14 protein-coding genes and 2 pseudogenes are annotated in these 15,880 nt (G+C 42.8%); 9 read left to right on the forward strand and 7 right to left on the reverse strand.

Features of this window, described 5'->3' with window-relative positions; all coding sequences use genetic code 11:
- The first annotated feature begins 375 nt into the window (after positions 1–375).
- Positions 376–2,061 carry an NAD(P)H-quinone oxidoreductase subunit 4 gene (locus ACQFX9_RS29860; protein WP_427163035.1) on the forward strand — a complete coding sequence of 562 codons (1,686 nt, stop codon included), beginning with the start codon at positions 376–378 and terminating at the stop codon, positions 2,059–2,061.
- A 305-nt stretch (positions 2,062–2,366) separates the two neighbouring features.
- On the forward strand, positions 2,367–2,894 hold the full coding sequence (locus ACQFX9_RS29865; protein ID WP_103135363.1) for an MgtC/SapB family protein: 528 nt from the start codon (positions 2,367–2,369) through the stop codon (positions 2,892–2,894).
- 183 nt (positions 2,895–3,077) lie between these two features.
- Here ACQFX9_RS29865 and ACQFX9_RS29870 read toward each other — a convergent pair whose 3' ends face one another.
- Complete coding sequence (locus ACQFX9_RS29870) at positions 3,078–3,278, reverse strand: hypothetical protein (protein WP_427160103.1); 201 nt, start codon at positions 3,276–3,278, stop codon at positions 3,078–3,080.
- 282 nt (positions 3,279–3,560) lie between these two features.
- Between ACQFX9_RS29870 and ACQFX9_RS29875 the strand changes: the two genes are divergently transcribed.
- Complete coding sequence (locus tag ACQFX9_RS29875; RefSeq protein WP_427160104.1) at positions 3,561–4,217, forward strand: glutathione S-transferase family protein; 657 nt, start codon at positions 3,561–3,563, stop codon at positions 4,215–4,217.
- Positions 4,218–4,430: 213 nt separating this feature from the next.
- Here ACQFX9_RS29875 and ACQFX9_RS29880 read toward each other — a convergent pair whose 3' ends face one another.
- Complete coding sequence (locus tag ACQFX9_RS29880) at positions 4,431–6,632, reverse strand: transglycosylase SLT domain-containing protein (RefSeq protein WP_427160105.1); 2,202 nt, start codon at positions 6,630–6,632, stop codon at positions 4,431–4,433.
- A 239-nt stretch (positions 6,633–6,871) separates the two neighbouring features.
- On the reverse strand, positions 6,872–7,417 hold the full coding sequence (locus ACQFX9_RS29885; protein WP_427160106.1) for an NADPH-dependent FMN reductase: 546 nt from the start codon (positions 7,415–7,417) through the stop codon (positions 6,872–6,874).
- 369 nt (positions 7,418–7,786) lie between these two features.
- Here ACQFX9_RS29885 and ftsH point away from each other — a divergent pair, with 369 nt between their 5' ends.
- Positions 7,787–9,688: an ATP-dependent zinc metalloprotease FtsH gene (ftsH, locus tag ACQFX9_RS29890; protein ID WP_427160107.1), complete on the forward strand. Its 1,902-nt coding sequence runs from the start codon at positions 7,787–7,789 to the stop codon at positions 9,686–9,688.
- A gap of 172 nt (positions 9,689–9,860) precedes the next feature.
- Here the strand turns inward: ftsH and ACQFX9_RS29895 are convergent.
- A pseudogene (locus tag ACQFX9_RS29895) lies at positions 9,861–9,968 on the reverse strand (type II toxin-antitoxin system HicA family toxin); the annotation flags it as partial.
- A 402-nt stretch (positions 9,969–10,370) separates the two neighbouring features.
- On the opposite strand from ACQFX9_RS29895, the pseudogene ACQFX9_RS29900 reads away from it, so the two are divergent.
- Both ACQFX9_RS29900 and ACQFX9_RS29905 read left to right on the forward strand, forming a co-directional pair.
- Positions 10,371–11,510 (forward strand): annotated as a pseudogene (locus ACQFX9_RS29900) (WD40 repeat domain-containing protein); the annotation flags it as partial.
- A gap of 42 nt (positions 11,511–11,552) precedes the next feature.
- The gene (locus ACQFX9_RS29905) at positions 11,553–11,738 is read left to right on the forward strand and encodes a hypothetical protein (RefSeq protein ID WP_427160108.1); all 186 of its coding nucleotides are present in this window, start codon (positions 11,553–11,555) and stop codon (positions 11,736–11,738) included.
- Here ACQFX9_RS29905 and ACQFX9_RS29910 read toward each other — a convergent pair.
- Positions 11,719–12,027: a type II toxin-antitoxin system RelE/ParE family toxin gene (locus ACQFX9_RS29910; RefSeq protein WP_335024818.1), complete on the reverse strand. Its 309-nt coding sequence runs from the start codon at positions 12,025–12,027 to the stop codon at positions 11,719–11,721. The genes ACQFX9_RS29905 and ACQFX9_RS29910 overlap by 20 nt on opposite strands.
- Positions 12,024–12,296, reverse strand: coding sequence for a type II toxin-antitoxin system ParD family antitoxin (locus tag ACQFX9_RS29915; RefSeq protein ID WP_335024820.1), 273 nt, complete (start codon positions 12,294–12,296; stop codon positions 12,024–12,026). Before ACQFX9_RS29915 ends, ACQFX9_RS29910 begins: the two co-directional genes overlap by 4 nt.
- 220 nt (positions 12,297–12,516) lie before the next feature.
- Here ACQFX9_RS29915 and ACQFX9_RS29920 point away from each other — a divergent pair, with 220 nt between their 5' ends.
- Positions 12,517–12,834, forward strand: coding sequence for a DUF433 domain-containing protein (locus ACQFX9_RS29920; protein ID WP_427160109.1), 318 nt, complete (start codon positions 12,517–12,519; stop codon positions 12,832–12,834).
- Complete coding sequence (locus tag ACQFX9_RS29925) at positions 12,834–13,085, forward strand: DUF5615 family PIN-like protein (RefSeq protein WP_427163036.1); 252 nt, start codon at positions 12,834–12,836, stop codon at positions 13,083–13,085. Before ACQFX9_RS29920 ends, ACQFX9_RS29925 begins: the two co-directional genes overlap by 1 nt.
- A gap of 939 nt (positions 13,086–14,024) precedes the next feature.
- Here ACQFX9_RS29925 and ACQFX9_RS29930 read toward each other — a convergent pair.
- Positions 14,025–14,219: a hypothetical protein gene (locus ACQFX9_RS29930; protein ID WP_427160110.1), complete on the reverse strand. Its 195-nt coding sequence runs from the start codon at positions 14,217–14,219 to the stop codon at positions 14,025–14,027.
- A 132-nt stretch (positions 14,220–14,351) separates the two neighbouring features.
- Between ACQFX9_RS29930 and nifB the strand changes: the two genes are divergently transcribed.
- Positions 14,352–15,797 (forward strand): nitrogenase cofactor biosynthesis protein NifB, encoded by a 1,446-nt coding sequence (nifB, locus tag ACQFX9_RS29935; RefSeq protein ID WP_427160111.1) that lies wholly within the window; start codon positions 14,352–14,354, stop codon positions 15,795–15,797.
- The last annotated feature ends 83 nt before the right edge of the window (positions 15,798–15,880 follow it).

Below are 15,880 nucleotides of genomic sequence, written 5' to 3' on the forward strand. Positions count from 1 at the left end.
GGATATTTGCAGTTTAGTTAAAGTTTTGTAACTCCAATCCCCAGTCCCTGACAAGTGTAGGTTTTTTACGTCGTGTACCAAAAACATTGGTTTTGGGGTGTAGGGGTGAGTGAAACGATGATTCTGTCGTTAGCCTGAGAGTCATCACTCACTGCTAGGTAAAAAACCTACACTTGTGAGAGTCCCCAATCCCCAGTCCCCAGTCCCCAGTCCCCAATCCCCTGCCTTTATCTATGATTTCCTCTTATATTCATTGATTTTTGACTATTGAATAGAGTTTTTCTAATGCTGAGGTGCGGTAAAGATTTATTTGGAGAAGTTAACAAAGTTTAATAGAATAGTTTTATTCACACATAAGTATTTTTGCTCATTGCCATGATAGCTGATGGATTTCCTTGGCTAACCGCGATTATTCTACTGCCACTCGTTGCTTCCCTAGCCATTCCCGTGTTGCCTGATAAAGACGGCAAACTGGTGCGATGGTATGCCTTGGGCGTTGGTATCGCGGACTTTGTTTTGATGTGCTACGCCTTTTGGACAAATTACGATACCAACAGTGCAACTTTTCAGCTTGCGGAAAAATATGCCTGGGTACCTCAGTTGGGCTTCAGCTGGGCTGTTTCTGTTGATGGTATCTCCATGCCGCTTGTGCTGTTGGCAGGATTTGTCACCACACTTTCCATGCTGGCTGCTTGGCAGGTAAACCTGAAACCACGCCTGTTCTATTTCTTAATGCTGGTGTTGTATGCAGCACAAATTGGTGTATTTGTGGCTCAAGACGCGCTGCTATTCTTCATCATGTGGGAATTAGAACTAGTTCCTGTATATCTTTTAGTATCAATTTGGGGTGGTCAAAAACGTCGCTACGCTGCTACAAAGTTCTTACTCTACACAGCAGCAGCTTCAATTTTTATTCTGGTAGCTGGGCTAGCAATGGCTCTCTACGGTGACAACACCACCTTTGATATTGTGGAACTGGGTGCGAAGAATTACCCCTTAGCTTTAGAGTTACTACTTTACGCTGGATTATTAATTGCCTTTGGTGTCAAACTGGCGATTTTCCCCTTACACACTTGGCTACCTGATGCCCACGGTGAAGCTTCTGCACCTGTATCTATGATTTTGGCAGGTGTACTATTAAAAATGGGTGGATATGGATTAATTCGCTTTAATTTAGAAATATTTTCCGATGCCCATATCTACTTTGCTCCTGTTTTAGCTACTCTTGGTGTCATCAATATCATCTACGGGGCGTTAAATTCCTTTGCCCAAACCCACATGAAACGCCGCCTCGCCTATTCCTCTGTGTCTCACATGGGTTTTGTGCTGCTGGGTATCGCTTCTTTCACCGATGTGGGTGTGAGTGGTGCCATGCTGCAAATGCTGTCTCACGGTTTAATTGCGGCGGTGTTATTCTTCCTAGCTGGGGTTACTTATGACCGTACCCACACAATGGCGATGGACAGTTTAGGTGGTATTGGTCAATTAATGCCGAAAGTGTTTGCTTTATTCACCGCCGGTGCGATGGCTTCCTTAGCACTCCCTGGAATGAGTGGTTTTGTCAGCGAACTTCAGGTATTTGTCGGGGTTACTACCAGTGACATTTACAGTTCAACTTTCTGTACTGTGATGGTTTTCTTAGCTGCTGTAGGTGTGATTTTGACTCCGATTTATCTGTTATCAATGTTGAGACAGGTATTTTACGGCACAGGTGCAGAATTATCCTGCAACATTAACAACTCAGCTTACGAAAACCACGAAGATGAAGGGACAGTCTGCTTTGGTACAGATTGTTTGCTACCTAGCCAAGCAGTTTATAGAGACGCTACTACTAGAGAAGTGTTTATTGCAGCTAGCTTCTTGGTATTGATTATTGGGATTGGTGTTTATCCTAAGTTAGCTACTAATATGTACGATGTGAAAACAGTAGCTGTAAATACCCAAGTACGGCAATCTTATACTCAAATTGCCCAAACCAATCCTCGGATATACGCCCAAGATTTCCTATCTCCTCAAATCAGCGAACCTGAAATTATGGCTGTTTCCGGGATTGTGAAGTAAAAGTCATCCTCTGGATAATATTAAGCGATCGCCTCGCCATGAAGCGATCGCTTTTTCTTTTGTCTCAAAAAAATTTGACAAAACACCGCATTTACAAAATTTACACAGTGTATTCGTGTCTTAAAACTATTTTTTTATCTGGAAGTCCCTAACAGTAATCGTTCAAAGTTTGCACTATTCCCTATTCCCTGTAAATCAAATAGAAAATTTTACTTATTTTTAACCTTATGTTAAATTTTTAATAAACTTGACTAAATCTACAGATTTACCGTACTTAAGCTTTATTTATAAACAGGAATTTGGCAATGGGAGAAATGATCATTACCCCTAACGATTGGCCACATATAGCATTTAGACTAGCTCTCGCTTTGGTAGTTGGGTGCATGATTGGATTCAATCGTCAACAAGGAGGTAGACCAGCCGGTATGAGAACCTTTATGTTGGTCAGTATGGGTGCAGCATTATTTGTGATGATTCCTTTACAGGCTGAAGGTGATAGTCCCTATGCAGCCACTAACGCTTTAAGCCGAACAATTCAGGGTGTAGCTACTGGAGTAGGATTTCTCGGAGCAGGATTGATTTTACAAGAATCTCCCAGAAAGTCCGACAAGCCGAAAGTCCGTGGATTGACAACAGCCGCCTGTGTATGGACTGCGGCGGGTTTAGGTGCAGCTATAGGCTGTGGTTTGTGGCAAATGGGATTAATCGGAGGATTACTCACCTTGATTACCCTAAGTGGTGTCAAACGCCTAAATCGTTCTTTAGCAACATTGGAAAATCAGGATAAAAGCACTAATACCAGAGATTTCATAATCAATGATGATGACGATTAATGCTCAATTATTTTAGTTGTTCTCACCATTTTTGAAACTGATACCAAACTGGGATGGTGACTATTGTCTCGGACTTCTGAAGGCTGATGACCAAATAAAAGCACTTTGGAAACAATTACAGCGAACTAAGGAATAACTCTCCATTGCCAAGGAACCTTCAGATTCACTGGAAATTAATCTCGATTAATGACCCAGGACTTGAAAATCTTGAGGAGTGAGCGACACCACAATGTTATCAATCTCTGCTTGGATGAGCCAACGGTTGTTTGATTGACCATCTGCAAGTGACTCTCGTCCGCAAATCACGCCAAACTTACCAGCTACGTATGCTGGACGTAGAATCAAAACCTTGTCTCCGATTTGAATACTTTTGGGAATTTGCAACGGTTCTCCTATGAATTTGGATGCTGAGGATACTAGGTGTACTTTCTCATTTTATTTTAATTAAACATAATACTTTTAATAATCTTCTCTTAACCAAAATGTATATTCGTTTCTTGACTTTCTCTGCTTCCACATCTTCCAGCCTCCACATCGAAACCATAAAAGTTGTAGAACTCAAAAGCTGAAAAACCCTATCTCCTCACACATCTCACCATGAAGGGTTTCGTTGTGTCAGTCTTGATAGCGTATAGTAAGGGGCGTATTCGTAAACTTAGGGTGGCAATGCTGAAGTTTTACTACAATCCCATTTCCGTGAATGCTCGTCGCGTTTGGGTGGCATTATTAGAAAAACAAATTCCCTTTGAACCCTGTTTGTTAAATCTGGATGGGGATCAATTTCAAGCTAATTTCACCACAATTAATCCCTTACAGCGTGTACCCGTAATTGTGGATGAGGGATTTCGGGTAGTGGAATCCCTAGCGATTTTAGATTATTTAGAGGCGAAATATCCCCACCCATCCTTAATGCCGAGTCAAGCCCAAGCGATCGCTACAGTACGGATGGTAGAAATGGTTACACTCAATGAGCTGCAACCTGCTACCATGCTATTAACAAGGCAATTGGTAGAGTTAGACACTAACCCCCAAAAACTAGACTCTTCCCAAAAACAAGTCGCCACCGTCTTACAGTTTTACGAAAATTTATTAGGTGATAAGACTTACTTTGCTGGCGAAGATTTTACACTAGCAGAAGTAGTGGCAGGCACGCTCATTCCATCTTTAGGGATGTTTGGTATTGATTTTGATACATATCCCCGTCTATTAGCATGGCTTCAAAGACTGGAAGCACGGGATAGCTGGCAAAAAACTACTCCCAGCATGGGTGCTGTATTAGCTGCTATACCCAACATCAAAGCCATTATAGAACGCCGGACTTAGGGACTGACGACAAAAGTGCTGAGTGCTGAGTGCTGAGTGCTGAGTGCTGAGTAATGAGTAATGAGAATGAGTAATTGCACGGGCTGAACGCACCGCTACTGCTAACAGCACTCACTCCTACTGAATGATATTAATTCAAAATTCCAAGTTGGGCATTGGGCATTGGGTACTGCCTTTTTCTCCCCCAACTTCGCCTGATTTTCCTGCCGCTTCCTATTCCCCAACGCCCGGTAATTTGGGATGCTGGGTGGAATATTTAGCGACTAAGTTGGAAATCTCTGGGTTATACAGTCGCAGATAATTCCAATAGTTACCAAATACTTGTCGGACGTAATTTCTGGTTTCATCAAAAGGAATGGCTTCGACAAACTCATCAGGATCTTGGTTGGGGATAGTTTGCAACCATCGGGAAACGTTGCCGGGGCCAGCATTGTAACTGGCGATCGCTAACATGGAATTATTGTTATATTGCTCATGGGTATAATTCAAATACCATGTTCCCAACATAATATTGTCGTTGGGGTTTTCTAAATCGATGGTTTTGTTATCTACCTGAATTTTTGAAGCTATCCATTTACCTGTATCTGGCATCACCTGCATTAACCCAGTCGCACCCACCACAGATTTAATCTTCGGCTCAAACCGTGACTCTTGACGCATCAAGGCTGTCACTAATAGTGGGTTGAGTTGGCGTTGGGCTGACCATTTCTCAATTGTTTGTAGGTAGGGGAAAGGATAACGGGCTTGCCAATAGGTAATCTGTTGGCTCAATTGCTGATACTCGGCTTGTTCTTCTGGGGTTTCGCGGTCTTCTAATTTAGAGATTAAATTAATCCCAGAAAGGTTTTCACCCCGCGCTAGCCGCATCAATCCTTCGGTAAATTGTTCGGCGACTGTTGGCTGTTGTTTGTTGACATATTCTGTTTCCCATTGCAGCCAAGCATCTCGGTCTTGTCCCAAAAGATACAATTCTTTAAAGGTATCAGAACCTGCGGTGGGGACAGGACGTTGATGGGGAACTACTTCTGGCTGGAGTTGGCGGACGTTATTAAAGTCGCCGACATTCAAACCCAGCATATTCGCCGATCGCCAAGCATAATAAGACTGGGGAAACTGGCTAACTACATACTCATAGGCGGTTTTTGCTTCTTGGTCTTTGCCCAACTTAGTCGCCCATTTACCCACCCAAAATCCGGCTCTGGGAGCTAAGATACTATCCGGGTTTTCGGTGACAATTGGTCTTGCCCACTTCCAGGCGGTGACGTAATCTCTGGCTTTGGCTTTTTCTTGGGCAATCTTCCAACGATATTCTGCGGCTTCATCGGACTTGCCATACTGAGTAATCAGTTGTTGCCAAGCTTGTTGGGCTGATTTCTCATCTTTGAGGGCTTGGAAAATTTGCGCCTTTTTGACTAAAGCTTGACTAGCTTGTTCGGGAAATTGAGCGATAACGCGGTCAAGATAGGGTAAAGCGTCTTTGTTGTTAGTCGCCATTTCTGCTAACCGCAACCAACCCAAACCAGTTTCCTTGGCTTCTGGGAACTGCTTGACTAGTTGATTATAAATTGCGATCGCTTTTGCTTTGTCTTTCCCGCCTACTTGTAATCCCCGTGCTTGGCGGTAGAGATTACGGGCAGTTTTGGGTGCGTTAGCATAAGCTGCAGCCGCCTTGGTAAATTGATTGTTTTCCCAATAGGCTGTACCAATAGTTTCCCAGTCTGCTGGTTTTAAACCCGACTGTTTAACGAGTTGATCTAATACTCCTACTGTTCCTGGCTGATTATAGGCATATTTAGCCAAAATTAACTGCAATTTGGGCTGATTGGGATTTTCTTGCAGACGCTTTCTGATAATTTCCCAGGTGAGGGGATGGGAAGGAAATTGCGCGATCGCCATATCATGGAGTTTGGGTTGAGCAATCAAATACTTGGCTTTTACCGCCGCCGCTTCCTGGGGATATTGCTTGAGTACCTGTTGTCTTAAATCAGAAGCTTTACCATCTGCACCGAGAAGATCCTGTGCTTGGGCTTGCCTGAGCAAAATATAAGGAGCTAGAACAGGGTAATCTTTTTCTAACCCTGTCAACAGTTCCCAAGCTTTTTGTCCTTGTTTAGTTTCTATGTAATCACTCGCTAACAGATAACGCGCCCGTTCTTTGTCTGGCGAACTGCCATTTTGGGCAATCTGGGCTAATTTAGTGGCTCTTTCTGCTGGAGATTGTGATATTAGTGGGAACACAGCAGACTTGATTTGGCTAGATGCAGATAGCTGATCTGACTGAGCTTGTGAAAGATTCAGCCATTGTCCCAAAGATTTGCCAATCTCCGGTGCTGATACCATTGCCCCAGCAGAAAAGGCAAATAGTGCTGCGCCAGCAATCAAGGTAATATGTTTTTGTTGTAGTTTCTTCAGCATGGATACTCGCTGAAAGGTGCCGATAAATTTCCTGCAACTCTAGCATTACTTGCCATAAGTGTAATCACCTCTTCACTAGAGATTTCCCCTTTTCGGAAAAATATGTCAGATTATCGATGTTAGCAGTTTTAAAGATGATAGCTCACCTCCATTTTTCAAGGGGAATGGGGACTGGGGAATGGGGAATAGGGAAACACCCATCCCATGCCCTATGCCCTATGCCCAATAGAATACGTCCCTTAACTAATTCCCTTAAGCTTACGGGTAGTATCAACTAAACTTTGAGCGAACTGGTCAAATCTTTGAGACAACTTTTCATCCAAAATTTTACCGTCGGGACTAAACGCAGCATAAGCTTGGCCGATCGCAATTTGTTCTGGAATTACCCAACCGTGTACCCAACGCATAATCAACCGCAGATCATTTAAAGCGTTACTGTTCGATTGTCCACCCAATACACTGAGCAGTCCTGTAACTTTTCCAGACAATTCCTCAAAACTCATTAAATCCAAGGCATTTTTAATCACACCACTCACACCACCATGATATTCAGGTGTAGCTAAAACTAAGCCATCGCTATTGCGAACGGTATCACGTAATTTCTGCACATCTGGATATTCTAAATATTCTTTAGCTCCACTACAAAACGGTAATTGCAACTGTCGTAAATCGAGAATTTCTACATCTGCACCTATAGCCTCAAGCCTTTGTGCCGCTACTTGTAAAGCCAACTGGGTGTAGGAGTTGGGTCTTAAACTACCACCGATGCCAACAATTTTCACCATAATTCACCCATTATTAAGTAATTCTAAAAAACCGAAGTCATTACGACTATGTTAACAATCTTAACGATTTATCGTACCACCGTCAAATTACTGAGGTATTGTTTATTGTTGTCTGGGTAAGTTTCACCAAAATATCTGTGTTCAAGGGTGAATATTTGCCAAAACCCTTCCCCGTTGGCAGTTGGCTTGGTTTATTCAGCCTTTGAAAGTATTTCCCCTATACCCCCACACCCTTAAACCCCCACACCCTCCTTTGAGAGTTAGACTAGATTAAATAAGTAGTAATTTCCAGTTATTAGGATTTTTGCTAAAAGAGAAGTCAGGAAAATATGCTCGGCTTATGGCATCAGACAGAGGGTAATTTTTATTATGAAAAATTTTGGTAAGAAAACATTGATGAAACAGCAATCACCAAAGCGCGCTGTGTGGGCTAGTGCGCTAGCAGCTAGTCTGATCATGTTGCCGAGTATGTTTGGCGGTAGTCCGGTCTTGGCACAGAAGGCAGAGCGCGAACCCTTAACTTATGGACAGCTAATCCAGAAAATCAAGCAAAATCAAGTCAAAGAAGTAGAATTAGATGAAACTGAACAAATAGCACACGTTTATTTAAAAGATCAAAAGCCAAATTCCCCACCTATCAAGGTGACGCTTCTACAGGACAATAAAGAGTTAATTAATCAACTCAGGGAAAATAATGTTGAGTTTGGTGAAAAAGTCTTCTCTGCCAATAGTAGAGCCGTGGGGGGATTATTCCTGAACTTGCTGTGGATTTTACCCCTGGTGGCTTTAATGCTACTGTTTTTACGTCGTTCTACCAATGCGTCTAGCCAAGCCTTAAACTTTGGGAAATCTAGGGCGCGTTTCCAAATGGAAGCGAAAACCGGTGTGAAATTTGACGATGTAGCGGGTATAGAAGAAGCCAAAGAAGAACTGCAAGAAGTAGTGACTTTCTTAAAGCAGCCAGAAAGATTTACGGCTGTTGGCGCACGTATTCCCAAAGGTGTATTGTTAATAGGTTCTCCAGGAACAGGTAAAACTTTACTGGCGAAGGCGATCGCAGGGGAAGCTGGTGTACCATTCTTTAGTATCTCCGGTTCAGAATTCGTAGAAATGTTTGTGGGTGTGGGTGCTTCCCGTGTCCGCGACTTATTCAAGAAAGCCAAAGAAAATGCCCCTTGTCTAATATTCATCGATGAAATTGACGCAGTAGGTAGACAACGGGGTACAGGTATCGGTGGTGGTAACGATGAAAGAGAACAAACCCTCAACCAGTTACTCACCGAAATGGATGGTTTTGAAGGTAACACAGGCATCATTATTATTGCTGCTACCAACCGTCCCGATGTCTTAGATGCAGCCTTGTTACGTCCAGGACGTTTTGACAGACAGGTATTAGTTTACCCACCCGATATCAAAGGCCGCTTAGAAATTTTGCAAGTCCACGCACGCAATAAAAAACTTGACCCCAGCGTATCACTAGATGTGATTGCCCGCCGCACCCCAGGATTTACCGGCGCAGACTTAGCCAACCTCCTCAATGAAGCCGCCATCCTCACCGCCAGAAGACGCAAAGAAGCCATCACCATGCTAGAAATTGATGATGCCATAGACAGAGTTGTGGCAGGGATGGAAAGGACACCCTTGGTAGATAGTAAGAACAAACGTTTAGTCGCTTACCACGAAGTCGGACACGCCCTAGTCGGAACTTTATTAAAAGACCATGACCCCGTACAAAAAGTTACCATCATGCCACGGGGACAAGCACTAGGATTAACTTGGTTTACTCCCAACGAAGAACAAGGGTTAAAGTCTCGTTCCCAAATCAAAGCCGAAATTACCTCCACTTTAGGAGGTCGCGCCGCCGAAGAAATTGTATTTGGCAAGCCAGAAGTCACAAACGGCGCAAGCAGCGATTTGCAACACGTAACAGCAATGGCGCGGCAGATGGTGACACGTTTTGGGATGTCTGAATTAGGTTTATTATCCCTAGAAAATCAGAACAATGAAGTATTTTTAGGTCGAGACTGGATGAATAAATCAGAATATTCTGAGGAAATTGCCGCCAGAATTGACTCACAAGTCCGCGAAATTGTCAATGAATGTTATCAAAAAGCCAAAGAAATCTTGCAAGAAAACCGGACATTATTAGAATATCTCTCAGATTTGTTGGCAGATCAAGAAACCATTGATGGCGAATTATTCCGCAAAATTGTGCTGGAAAACAACACACAAGTTACTAGTGACGAATTGACTCAAGTTGTGAGTTATTAGTAAATAGTCAGTAAGCAGGGTGGGTTCATACAACCAGAGAAAAAAATCAACCTAGCTTTCAAAGCCTCTCCCCCCGTAGGGGAGAGGTTTGGAGAGGGGTCAAAATCTGGTAATAAAACCACATAACATTGATCTTCCTCAGACCATTGAATAATAACTGTGTATTTCATTCTTCTGTCAATAGCGGATGTATCCATTTACTATGACTTCCCTTTGCAGGTTTATAAGTAAACCCTGCTTCCAACAATAAGCTTTTGAGTTCTCTAATTTTCTTGGGCATAAACTCAGCTTATATTGCCATAGGCGTTTGATAGCATTTGGCAGACACACATACAGGCTTGTGCTTATTCCTTTGTGGGATTGATTGTCCGTTTCTCAATTGTGGCACAAATAATCATCAGTTCTACCAGGAACAGCCCAACCCAAGAAAGCTTCAGAAATTTTGCGGCATCTACTGAGAGTAAGTTGTATTTAAGCGATAATACATACACTTGCCTATAAAAGCACAGTTATGACTTTACACAAGCCATCTGGACAACATATTAAATTAGCACTAATAATTTTGGTGGGTGCTGCTATTACCCTGGTTGCAAGTCCAATCTATTATTATGTTCGCTCTCGCTCCTTTCCACCTAATCCAATATTTCTGACTAATAGGTTTACCAGCGGCTTTTTTCTAGAAAGAACCCTCACAGGGCATTCTAAATCAGTTTTTTCCCTCACCATCAGCCCAGATGGCAAGACCCTTGCCGGTGGTAGTTTTGACGACACCATCACACTGTGGAATCTGGCAACGGGAGAACAAATCCGCACCCTTACTTCTTTACGAGAGGCTGCGCCAACGGAACGCTACGCGAACACGTGGCATGATAACCCGGTTGAATCCCTCGCCATCAGCCCAGATGGCAAAACCCTTGTCAGTGGTAGTTTTGACAACACCATCAAACTGTGGAATCTGACAACAGGAGAGCAAATCCGCACCCTTCCTTATCTACGAGAGGCTGCGCCAACGGAACGCTACGCGAACACAGGGGATCGTCTCCTCGCCATCAGCCCAGATGGCAAAATCCTTGCTAGTGGTAGTTCCGACAACACCATCAAACTGTGGAATCTGGCGACAGGAGAGCAAATCCGCACCCTAGCCTCAGCCTACCCGTCAGCCTACCCGAACACAAGGCATTATAGCTGTGGTAGTTCTGACGACACCATCAAACTGTGGAATCTGGCGACAGGAGAGCAAATCCGCACCCTAGCCTCAGTCTACCCGAACACAAGGCATTATAACTCGGTTACTGCCATCCCCATTAGCGCATCGGTTGCTGCCATTGGTAGTTCTGACAACACCATCAAACTGTGGAATCTGGCGACAGGAGAGCAAATCCGCACCCTTCCTTCTCTACGAGAGGCTGCGCCAACGGAACGCTACGCGAACACAAGGCATTATAACTCGGTTGCTTGCCAATTCCAATTCAAAATCCCATCGGTTACTTCCATCGCCATCAGCCTAGATGGCAAAACTCTTGCCAGTGTTAGTGAATTCGGCACCATCACACTGTGGAATCTGGCAACAGGAGAACAAATCCGCACTCTTGCAGGGCATTCTGGTGATGTTGATTCCGTCGCCATCAGCCCAGATGGCAAAACCCTTGCCAGTGGTAGTCGTGACAAAACCATCAAACTGTGGAATCTCACCACCGGAGAAGAAATCCGCACTCTGACAGAGCATTCTGAGGGGGTTACTTCTGTCGCCATCAGCCCAGATGGCAAAACCCTTGTCAGTGGTAGTTATGACAAAACCATCAAAATTTGGCGGCTAGAGTAGCGAGTGCTGAGTTCGCAGTTTTGAGTATTGAGCTAAACACAGATGCAACTACAGCGAAATAATAGTTTCATTAGCACGTTTACCGGAGATGCAAGGGGAGCGATCGCACTACGGCAAAATTATAGTTTCATTGGTGTCATACTCTGGGGTAGTGTTATGCGATATTCCTACGGAACGCTGCGCGATCGCAATAATCAACAAACAAGAATCAAGATTCGGAATCACTAAATAATGCAGTTAAATCTCGATAACCGCTAATAACTCGAAAAATTTCAACATCTTGCCCTATGGGCATATAAAGTATTAAATAACTATTTACAGACAGACTACGGATACCAGGTAATATTTCATCCCGTTGTCGTCCAAGGTTAGGAAACTGCGCGATTTTGACAAATTTTGCATCGAGTTTGCTCAAAAAAAGCTCCGATTCCCGTAAACCAGATTGTTTGGCAATGTAATCTGCAATCTCTTCAATGTCTTTAATAGCAGGTTCGGTAAGGCGAAATTCTCGATTCATACTTCGTCAGATGCACCGTATCGCTGACGCAAATTAGCACGAATTTGGTTCATTGCAGTCAATCCATCAACAACCTTACCCTGCTGCGATGCTTCCAATCCAATCAGCGCTTCCTGTTGTAGTTCCGACAATCGTCCTTGGTAAATGTCTTCTTGCTGCTCCAAAAGTCTTATTCCTGCAACAATAACTTCGATCGCGTTTTGATATTTACCACTATTGAGTTGTCGTTGTAGCAGTGCTTCAACTTCTGGTGGCAAAGAGACTTGCATACAATTTCCTCAAGGTAGGAGCTATTTTAATTCTAAGCGATGAGCTATGATGCTGCGATCGCACTACGGCAAAATTATAGTTTCATTGGTGCGATACTCTGGGGTAGTGTTATGTGATATTCGCTTACTTAAAATTGAAATTGAGTATCAAAAGCGTCGCTACGATAATTACTATAAAATTTCAAGTTAGGATGAAATGAGGGAGAGAGATTTTGTTGTCATGAATAAGAGGACTCAACTGCTCGAAGTAATTGCAGCTTTACCAGAGGAATTAGTTGACCAAGCATTGAATTACGTGCAAATGTTGCAAAATCCGATTCAGATTACACCTGGAATTTGCGGAGGAAAAGCACGAATTAGAAATACACGAATTCCCGTATGGACTTTGGTCGCATATCGCCAACAAGGTGCTTTGGATGAAGAATTATTGGCAAATTATCCTGGATTGACTAAGGAAGATTTAAGTGCTGCTTGGAATTACTACGAACAAAATCCCGAACAAATCGACCGAGAAATTGCTCAAGATGATTTAGTTTGATGGCATTACAATTTTACTCCAATGAAAATTTCCCGATCGCAATGGTAAATTTACTCAGAGCAGAGGGATATGATGTATTAACTTCCTACGAAACAGGTCAAGCAAATCAAGGTATTTCTGACGATGTTGTTTTGCAGTATGCTACAAAGATAGGCCGCATTTTGATTACGGAAAATCGCCAGGATTTTATAGATTTGCATCGTATTGTATCAAATCATGCTGGCATAATGTTACACAAGTCCAGCAAGTAGCAGGTTTATAAATTTCCGTAAATGAGTCGCCAGGAGATAGAAGCAATGTTTGGTTGAAGTGAGTTAAAGCAAACACGGGTTTATCAAGAAGCTTTAGAAGAAGGTGAACAAAAAGGCAAACTGGAAAGCAAATTAGAAGCTATACCTAAACTGTTAGCACTGGGTTTAACTGTGGAACAGATAGCACAAGCTTTAGACTTAGATGTCATACAAGTCCAGCAAGCAATTCCAAATAAATAATTATATTGAATCTCAAAAAACCCGGCTATTAAAAAAGGTCGGGTTTATTTTTGTTCATGAATACAGTCAATTACAAAGAATTTATATTTTCCTGATCTTTCTCACATCCTCACCAAATAAATACTCAATTTCTCATATCATCAGGTAATTAAACCTAGAATAAAAACAGAAAAAAAGTTGAAATTATTGAAAATAATCTGCATTAATAATCTTATGTCCGAGAATCTATAAAGCTTGATATATATGAGTTACGCACATTATTGAATATCATTTTTAATTAATAATTAAAAAAATATAAATTGCATTTTTATCTAAAAAAAAATGATATGTTGGATACAGAATTGAATTTCGCACGTATCTGGAGTAGTACAACGTAATCTACTCCAGTTTTTCCCTCCTAAATCCCTTGTAAATCAAGACTTTCAACAGGAATTCAGGAGGGTTTGAGTACAAAACTGTATAGTCATCAATCAGCCCAAACAGCACTCAAACCTTTGCTGCGATTGGGTTACATATGAGTACAACTAAATCCTGAACCCCTTTCCATAAATACTCGTACCCCGACTAAAAAATACTAGAACCCCTACCCGAAAATATTTTTTTTAATTCTTGTAAACCTGTCAAAATCGTGCTTGTAGATTTTGAGTATTCCCCTAATAAATCCAATAAATTCTATTCCAGAGTGTTGCGTCACGACTGTCAAAGACGACTGCTATAAATCTTATATCGCCAATCACTTAACGCTTCTACACAAAACAAAAGCGAAAAGTGAGTGGAGGGATGAGATAGCACTATGCCTTCACGAATAGAAGTCGCGGCTGGACACACATATTCTACCAACAACTCAAAGTTGACACACACCAGCCGAAACCCCAGGACTTCATAACCTGCCATACTGAGCGAAACACCTTAAATAAGTGTAATAGCGATCGCTACAGCTAAAACTGTTGCGGGCAGTGTGACAGCCACGACTTCATTCTTCATCTCCCACAGTGGCAGCTAGTCCACCGACCTTTGCGAAATTCAATGACACCACCAGTTACAGGCTCTTCCGTTACTGAATCGACACCTACCCAAGCAAAATCAGGTGGTTGCGGATGCAACAGCAACAGCAGCGCCACCGTGGAAATGGATGAAAAGCTCAAAGAACGTATTGCTAAACATCCTTGCTATAGCGAAGAAGCTCATCATCATTACGCCAGGATGCACGTTGCAGTAGCTCCCGCCTGTAACATTCAGTGCAACTACTGTAATCGTAAATATGACTGCGCTAATGAAAGTCGTCCTGGAGTAGTCAGCGAACTACTCACACCCGAAGAAGCCGCACACAAAGTTCTAGTTATCGCCGGCAAAATTCCCCAAATGACCGTTTTAGGAATTGCTGGCCCTGGCGATCCTTTAGCGAACCCAGAAAAGACATTTCGCACCTTTGAGTTGATTGCAGACAAAGCCCCAGACATTAAGCTGTGTCTCTCAACCAACGGTTTGATGCTTTCAGAACATATTGATCGTATTAAACAACTGAATATAGATCACGTTACAATTACTTTCAACACCATCGACCCAGAAATCGGCGCGCAGATTTACTCCTGGGTTCACTACAAACGCAAACGTTACAGAGGCATAGAAGGCGCGAAACTTCTCCTAGAGAAGCAATTAGAAGGCTTACAAGCCCTCAAAGAAGCTGATATTCTGTGCAAAGTTAACTCAGTAATGATTCCCGGCATTAACGACCAACACCTAGTGGAAGTCAACCAAGTCATTCGGGAAAACGGTGCATTTCTGCACAATATCATGCCCCTAATTTCTGCACCAGAACACGGTACATACTTCGGCTTAACCGGTCAACGTGGCCCCACACAAAAAGAACTCAAATCAGTTCAAGACCAATGTGCTGGCAACATGAAAATGATGCGCCATTGTCGCCAGTGCCGCGCCGATGCTGTAGGCTTATTAGGAGAAGACCGCAGCCAAGAATTTACCAAAGATAAATTCCTGGAAATGCCCGCAGAATACGACTTCGACAAACGCCAAGAAGTCCACGCAGGTATTGAGAAATTTAGAGAAGAACTCAAAACCGCCAAAGAAAAAGTATTAGCTAACAAACAGAAAGCCGCTAACAGTCCCAAAATTCTAGTTGCAGTTGCCACCAAAGGCGGCGGCTTAGTTAACCAACACTTCGGTCATGCCAAAGAATTCCAAGTTTACGAAGTGGATGGGACTGAAGTTCGGTTCATCAGTCACCGTAAGGTAGACCATTATTGTCAAGGTGGATACGGCGAAGCCGCCACATTTGACAATATTGTGAAAACAATCGCAGATTGCAAAGCAGTTTTAGTTGCCAAAATTGGCGAATCCCCCAAAGAAAAACTGCTCCAAGCTGGCATACAGACTGTAGAAGCTTACGACGTGATTGAGAAAGTTGCTTTAGAGTTTCACGAACAATACGTCAAGGAAGGAAATAAGGACTAGGAACTAGGGACTAGGGACTGGGTAAGATGTTTTCCCAGTACCCAGTACCCAATCCCCAGTACCCAATCCCCAATCCCCAATCC

This window comes from Aliinostoc sp. HNIBRCY26 (genome assembly GCF_050235535.1).
Lineage (GTDB): Bacteria > Cyanobacteriota > Cyanobacteriia > Cyanobacteriales > Nostocaceae > Trichormus.